Origin of the sequence: Collinsella sp. AM31-2AC (assembly GCF_003469285.1) — a bacterium.
Classification (GTDB): Bacteria; Actinomycetota; Coriobacteriia; order Coriobacteriales; family Coriobacteriaceae; genus Collinsella; species Collinsella aerofaciens_AT.
In genome coordinates this window covers 112,079-118,378 of sequence record NZ_QSJB01000008.1, presented here as the reverse complement: position 1 = coordinate 118,378, position 6,300 = coordinate 112,079, and the positions used below count along the sequence as shown (strand labels likewise).

Below are 6,300 nucleotides of genomic sequence, written 5' to 3'. Positions count from 1 at the left end.
CCGCGCGTAGCGCGGCGGGGCCAGCGGCAAGTCAAAAGACTATATGCCTACGGGCGAAGGACCACCAAACGAGACTAGGCAGCCGGGCAGATCTTCTTGAAGAGCTCGATGACATCGTCGAGCGTCGCCTCGCGCGGGTTACCCGGGAAGCAGGCGTCGGCCATAGCGTCCTTGGCCAGAACCTCGATCTCGTCAGCCTTCATGGCCTCGCAGACGTGCGGGATGTTCACGTCGGCAGAGAGCTGCTTGACGGCGGCGATGGCGGCATCGGCGGCCTCGTCGGTGCTCATGCCCGTGGTGTCAACGCCCATGGCGACGGCGACCTTGGCCAGGCGCTCGGTGCAAACCGGCTTGTTGAACTCCATGGCGATCGGCAGCAGCATGGCGCAGGCGACACCGTGCGGGGTATCGTAGTGAGCGGACAGGGTGTGAGCCATGGCGTGGTCGATGCCCAGGCCGACATTGGAGAAGCCCATGCCGGCGACATACTGGCCAAGAGCCATGCCCTCGCGGCCAGAGCCGGGCTGGCCGGACTTGGCCTCGGCAACGGAGTCGCGCAGGTTCTCGCTGATCAGCTTAATAGCCTCAAAGTGGAACATGTCGGAGAGCTCCCAAGCGCCCTTGGTGGTGTAGCCCTCGATGGCGTGGGTCAGAGCGTCCATGCCAGTGGAAGCGGTCAGGCCGGCGGGCATGGAAGCCATCATGTCGGGGTCGACGACGGCGACCTCGGGGGCGTCGTTAGTGTCGACGCACACGAACTTGCGGACCTTCTCGGGGTCGGTGATGACGTAGTTGATGGTCACCTCGGCAGCGGTACCGGCGGTCGTCGGCACAGCGATGGTGAACACGGCGTGGTTCTTAGTGGGAGCAACGCCCTCGAGGCTGCGGACATCGGCGAACTCAGGGTTGTTGATGATGATGCCGATAGCCTTGGCGGTGTCCATGGAGGAGCCACCACCAATGGTCACGATAGCGTCAGCCTCGGCGGCCTTGAAGGCCTCGACGCCGTCCTTGACGTTCTGGATGGTGGGGTTGGGCTTAATCTCGGAGTAGAGGCTCCAAGCGATGCCGGCGGCGTCGAGCTCGTCGGTCACCTTAGCGGTAACGCCAAACTTGACCAGATCGGGGTCGGAGCAGACGAAGATCTTCTTGTAGCCACGACGCTGGAGCTCGCCGGGGATCTCCTTGATGGCGCCGGAACCATGGTAAGAAATGGTGTTGAGAACGAAACGATTAGCCATTGATAGCCTCCTATCGTGCGCGGGGCACCCGTTACGCCCCGCACTATAAGTCCCATCCTAACGCTTTTGAAACAAAAAACACGTGAGAACGTCAAATAGTTTAAAGCGCTTCAACATACTAACGGGGCCTTAGCCCTTCCCTCCCGACAGCAGCGAAGGCTAGATTATAGGAGCAATCGCCCAAAGAATACGACCAACTCAGTCTATAAATTGTTTCTGTTTTAGCAATATATGTTTGACAATACGTTTATAAAAGGATACTTTATAGTAAATAAAATGCATGCAGCAAATAGCGTCATTCATTTTGTTAGAAATTGCCCATGCGGTTATTGCAGCTGCATGTACCGCAACGTACAGCGCAATTCTCCGCACGAAGTAGAAGACGGTTCCAATTCGATCGAGGCGATGACGCGTGATGGCTACTGGTCCTAAATCGAGCAAGACGGCTACAAACGAATATCGAATCTCAATTGAAGGTAATCCTTATCCGCATACTCTGGCTCTCATCAACCCAGCGGGAGACAACCTCAACATCAAAAGACATGGGTTCACGGGTCCACTAGGACAGCTATCGAGTCTTAAATATACCGTTTATGACGATGCGAATGAAAAACTCTTCACTGTCGTCGACGGTGGCTTTAGCAACATGCCCAGGGTTGCGCTCATCATCGAACACAAGGAAGTTGCGGTGTTCGATTATGGTCTAAACAGACTTGAGATGAAGTGCGTAACGAACATACCGAATTACGCAATAAAAGGTAACTTCCTATTTGGAGATTACGATATATTCAGCCAACAGGAAGTGAAGCTATCTTCAGTTATCGTCCTTCAATGTGATAAACAATCGTGCTTTAGCATACAGGTTTTGGATAAAGCCGAATTAGCCGCCGCAATTGGAATACCTACAGCCATTGCCCTTCTTAGGGCTCGGATTGAAGAGCATCTCGAATAAATCGCAAAAAGCAGTTCGTAACAACATTCAGGAGCTAGATAGTTTTTCTGGCTCCTGAATGTTGTTACGAACATGCACCTTAGCGCTTAAGACTCGTGGTCTGCCAGTCAGCTACGATGCGGGCCCATTTCCTGTGCAAGTCGCGTTCGCGATCGATAAACATGATGGCAAACGCGATAAACAGCAGCATGCTCGCCACCGCAATGGCGTGCAGCCCCATGCGCTCGATGCACCAGTTGCCCAGCACGGCGCCAAACACAAAGGTGAAGATCACGCCAAAGTACAGCAGGCCGTTTTCCAAAAAGCCGCGCTTGTGGGTGATGATGTAATCGTCCACGTTTTGCAGTGCGTTGCGCAAGTTGCCGATGCACATGGTCGTGGCGATGCCGTGACCGTGGATCTTGCGGAAGCTCTCGACCTGCATGCCGCAGGCAAACGAAGTGAAGCAGTTGGCGAGCAGGTTGAAATCGCCACCGGGAATAAAACTCACGCCCAGCAAGATGACGGCTTCAAAGAACACCGTCACCTGGCGCCAGTGAATCACACTGCCAAACCGCTCGTGAACCAGGTCGGCAAGCATAATGCCCACGGCAAACGACACCACGGGGAAGAAATAGCGTCCCGCCAGCGCCCAGTTGCCCTCCGAGATGCTTACACCCACGAGCAGGATGTTGCCCGTCTGAGCGTTTGCGAAAACATGGTCGCGCCCTATGTACGAATAGACGTCCATAAAGCCACCGGCGAGCGCCAAGATGATGCCCAGCTCAATAGACTCCGATATCTGTTTGGCACGCTGCATCGTCGTGCATCCTCCTTGTTGACGACCCTCTCGTGCGTTGGCGGAAACATAGCCGCCGTTCATACTGTAACCCATTGACAACATGGCGCGCCCACGAGACGGGTCTCCCAATGCGCAGATACACAGTCTGGAAACAAACCGTGAGCGCGGCGCCACACCCGATGCCCGACGCCTCGTGTACTCCACCAGTCTTTTTAGCCCCGTCCCAAAAAGACTGGTTACAATTACGTGCAGCATACAAACACCGGGAGGGATCGTGGCAAAAAAGCCTCAGCACGCTCAGAATAACCAGCGCAGTCAGCAGGGCAAACAGGGCCAGCAGCAAAAGCGCAGCGGCAAGGCCCAGGGCGGCCACGCCGCTCATACCCCGGCAGCGCCCGCCCGTCCCTGGCGCCCGGGCCGCGATAAGTTCCTCCCCGTCAGCCGCGCCGATATGGACGCGCGCGGTTGGGACCAGTGTGACTTCGTCTACATCTGCGGCGACGCCTACGTGGACCACCCCAGCTTTGGTATGGCCATCATCAGCCGCGTACTCGACGCGCACGGCTACAAAGTGGGCATCATCTGTCAGCCCGACTGGACCGACCCCGCCAGCATCACGGTGCTCGGCGAGCCTCGCCTGGGCTTTCTCGTCAGTGCCGGTAACATGGACTCCATGGTCAACCACTATTCGGTGACCAAGCACCGCCGCCACACCGACGCCTATACCCCCGGTGGCGAGGAGGGGCACCGCCCCAATCGTGCCGTCACGGTCTACGGCAACCTCATCCGCCAGACGTTCAAGGACGCTCCCATCATCATCGGCGGCATCGAGGCAAGCCTGCGCCGCCTGGCCCACTACGACTACTGGCAGGACAAGCTCAAGCGCTCGGTACTGCTCGACTCGGGCGCCGACATCCTCATCTACGGCATGGGCGAGCACGCGATCGTCGAGATCGCTGACGCGCTCGACGCCGGACTGCCCGTCGATCAGATCACCTATATCAACGGCACCGTCTACCGCACCAGCTCGCTCGACGAGGTCTATGACTACGACCTGCTTCCCAGCTGGGACGACCTTGCCGCCGACAAGCTCAACTACGCGCGCAGCTTTAACGTGCAGCAGCAGAATATGGACCCCATCACCGGACATCGCCTGGTAGAGCCCTACCCCAACAGCGTCTATGTGGTACAGAACCCGCCGTCGGCAACACTCACCACCGATGAGATGGACGAGATGGCCGGGCTCCCCTACGCACGCGATTGGCATCCCGACTACGACGCGGCGGGCGGCGTGCCGGCCTTTGCCGAGATCAAGTTTTCCATTAGCTCCAACCGCGGCTGTTTTGGCGAGTGCTCGTTTTGCGCCCTCACCTTCCACCAGGGCCGCGTGCTGCAGATGCGCAGCCACGACTCGATCATGCGCGAGGCCGAGCTGCTCACACACGATCCCGAGTTTAAGGGCTACATCAACGACGTGGGCGGACCGACGGCAAACTTTAGCCGTCCCGCCTGCGACAAGCAGCTCAAGCACGGCGTATGCAAGAACAAGCGCTGCCTGTGGCCAAGCGTGTGCAAGAACATGGTGGTCGACGAGAGCGGCTACACGCAGCTGCTGCGCGACCTGCGCCAGCTGCCGGGCGTCAAGAAGGTCTTTGTCCGCAGCGGCATCCGCTTTGACTACACCATGGCCGATGCCTCGGACGAGTTTTTGCGCGAGCTTTTGGAGCACCATGTCTCGGGCCAGCTGCGCGTAGCGCCCGAGCACGTGAGCGATGCAGTGCTGTCCGTGATGGGCAAGCCGAGCCGCGCCGTCTACGATGCGTTCTGCCGTAAGTTTGAACGTCTGAACCGCGAATACGGACTCAAGCAGTACGTGGTGCCATATCTGATCTCGAGCCACCCGGGCTCAACCATGAAGGAAGCTGTGGACCTTGCCGAGGCCGTGCGCGACATGGGCTACATGCCCGAGCAGGTGCAGGACTTCTACCCCACCCCGTCCACCATGTCGACCTGCATGTACTACACCGGCGTGGACCCGCGCACCATGGAGCCGATCTATGTAGCGCGCGACCCGCACGAGAAGGCCATGCAGCGCGCGCTCATCCAGTACCGCAAGCCCGAGAACTACAAGCTCGTGCGCGAGGCACTGGAAAAGGCTGGCCGTCGCGATCTGATCGGCTACACCAAGCATTGCCTGATTCGCCCCGTGCCGCCGCGCCCGGGCGAGACGTCTGCTGGCGGTGGGCATGGCACCGGCAAGAAGGGCGGCAAGCCGCACGGTGACGCCGCCGGCAAGGGACCCAAGGGCAGCAAGGGTCACGGCGGCATGTCGCGCGCGCAGAACACCGCAGGCCGCAACCGCGCAGCTCAGGGGCGTCAGGGTGCCAACGGAGGCGGTCGCCGCAACTAGCGAAATGGTGCTCTCGCTGCGTCCATCCCACACGCTTGGCGCAGCGAGCGCATTGCCTCCACCAGGATCACGCCGGCGATTGCGACCGTGATTATCACGTCGAACGGCGTGTTCACAAACCAGAGCAACGTCATGAGATACGAGCCGGCATTAAAGGCAAAGTGCAACAGGATCGTGTAGCGGAGCTTTCCGGTCGTCACGAGCACCCAGCCAAAAATGAGGCCGGCAGCGCCCGCATAGCAGCCCTGTACCCAATTCATGTGCATAAAGCCGAAGATTGCCGCCTGCAGTACGATTGCCGCGGCGATACCCCACGTGCTCGGGGCCGCCCAAGGCACCATGGCGCCGTCCTGCGCACCCGCACGACGCCGGCGCTTCCAGAGCGGACGGCACTGCGGGTTAAATGCTCGGAGCGAAAACTCAAAAATGATGCCGCGCACCAGCAACTCCTCGCAAAACGGAGCGCCGAGCACCGTGGTCAGGACGGCCAGGTAGCTCGTGTCGCCCATGCCTGTTTCCTCGACAAGTTCACTGTAGTCGGCCGCGACCTCGGGCAACAGCGACAGCACGGCGTCGGTCACGTAGCCAACGACCACCTGCAGGGCAAGGCCGATCACGATAACGCAGGCGATGCGCCTCCATGCTTTGCCTGCTCCCCCGCCAAGCGGGCGCTCGCCCTGCCAGCGCGTCATAAACGAGCGCGGCCACAGATAACGCCACCACAGCAGCGCCATCAAAAACGACGCCATCTGCGCGGCAGCCTGAAGCAATTGAATATCGAGGTCGTCAATCGAAAAGCCCATGAAAACCGATGCGACGCCCAGAGCGGAGAACAAAACCACGCTCAGAGCGATATCGGCAGCGACGACGCCAAAACAGGCAAGCGCCCAAACCAGCGCATTGAGCATGCCAACCT

5 protein-coding genes are annotated in these 6,300 nt (G+C 59.2%); 2 read left to right on the top strand and 3 right to left on the bottom strand.

The genetic code is table 11. From position 1 onward, the window contains the following. Nucleotides 1–74 precede the first annotated feature (74 nt). Nucleotides 75–1,241 carry a lactaldehyde reductase gene (gene fucO / locus DW796_RS05350; RefSeq protein WP_117759609.1) on the bottom strand — a complete coding sequence of 389 codons (1,167 nt, stop codon included), beginning with the start codon at nt 1,239–1,241 and terminating at the stop codon, nt 75–77. Between the two features lie 415 nt (nt 1,242–1,656). Between fucO and DW796_RS05345 the strand changes: the two genes are divergently transcribed. Further along, complete coding sequence (locus tag DW796_RS05345) at nt 1,657–2,193, top strand: hypothetical protein (RefSeq protein ID WP_117757906.1); 537 nt, start codon at nt 1,657–1,659, stop codon at nt 2,191–2,193. Nucleotides 2,194–2,272: 79 nt separating this feature from the next. On the opposite strand, the gene DW796_RS05340 is transcribed toward DW796_RS05345, so the two are convergent. Next, nucleotides 2,273–2,992 (bottom strand): YoaK family protein, encoded by a 720-nt coding sequence (locus tag DW796_RS05340; protein ID WP_118094498.1) that lies wholly within the window; start codon nt 2,990–2,992, stop codon nt 2,273–2,275. A gap of 256 nt (nt 2,993–3,248) precedes the next feature. On the opposite strand from DW796_RS05340, the gene DW796_RS05335 reads away from it, so the two are divergent. After that, nucleotides 3,249–5,384: a YgiQ family radical SAM protein gene (locus tag DW796_RS05335; protein ID WP_233539674.1), complete on the top strand. Its 2,136-nt coding sequence runs from the start codon at nt 3,249–3,251 to the stop codon at nt 5,382–5,384. On the opposite strand, the gene DW796_RS05330 is transcribed toward DW796_RS05335, so the two are convergent. Beyond that, entirely contained in the window at nt 5,381–6,292 is a 912-nt protein-coding gene (locus tag DW796_RS05330) for a CPBP family intramembrane glutamic endopeptidase (RefSeq protein WP_158567698.1), read from the bottom strand. The two genes, DW796_RS05335 and DW796_RS05330, sit on opposite strands and share 4 nt — an antisense overlap. Between the last annotated feature and the right edge of the window lie 8 nt (nt 6,293–6,300).

What these genes read in the sequence shown, in the direction of transcription:
- DW796_RS05330 (WP_158567698.1), bottom strand. Translation starts at nt 6,292, where the DNA reads ATGCTCAATGCGCTGGTTTGGGCGCTTGCCTGTTTTGGCGTCGTCGCT.
- DW796_RS05340 (WP_118094498.1), bottom strand. Translation starts at nt 2,992, where the DNA reads ATGCAGCGTGCCAAACAGATATCGGAGTCTATTGAGCTGGGCATCATC.
- fucO (WP_117759609.1), bottom strand. Translation starts at nt 1,241, where the DNA reads ATGGCTAATCGTTTCGTTCTCAACACCATTTCTTACCATGGTTCCGGC.
- DW796_RS05345 (WP_117757906.1), top strand. Translation starts at nt 1,657, where the DNA reads ATGGCTACTGGTCCTAAATCGAGCAAGACGGCTACAAACGAATATCGA.